At 59.8% G+C, this 209-nt stretch carries 1 protein-coding gene; it reads right to left on the bottom strand.

The window, feature by feature from the left end; all coding sequences use genetic code 11:
- Window positions 1-209: Mur ligase family protein (locus tag BG74_RS06325; RefSeq protein WP_244267378.1), on the bottom strand; the 209-nt coding region annotated here is incomplete at both ends.

Below are 209 nucleotides of genomic sequence, written 5' to 3'. Positions count from 1 at the left end.
TAGCCGAGCGCCAGCAGCGTGGTCAGTGCCAACAACAGGTTACTGACATTGAATTCTCCGATTAATTGACTGTGGACGGTCCCTTCTCCCCAGCTGGAGTGGAAAGTGATGTCCGCGCCGCGCGCATGATAGCGCACCTCGCCCGCGCACAGCCAATCACCCTGCCTTTCAGGCGGCAAGGTGCCGCTGACTGCTACTGCTACTGCCTG

The sequence above is a fragment of the Sodalis-like endosymbiont of Proechinophthirus fluctus genome, assembly GCF_001602625.1.
In the GTDB taxonomy this organism is placed as follows: Bacteria; Pseudomonadota; Gammaproteobacteria; order Enterobacterales; family Enterobacteriaceae.
The sequence above is the reverse complement of the archived record's forward strand: the minus strand, read 5'-3'. Positions and strand labels throughout refer to the sequence as shown.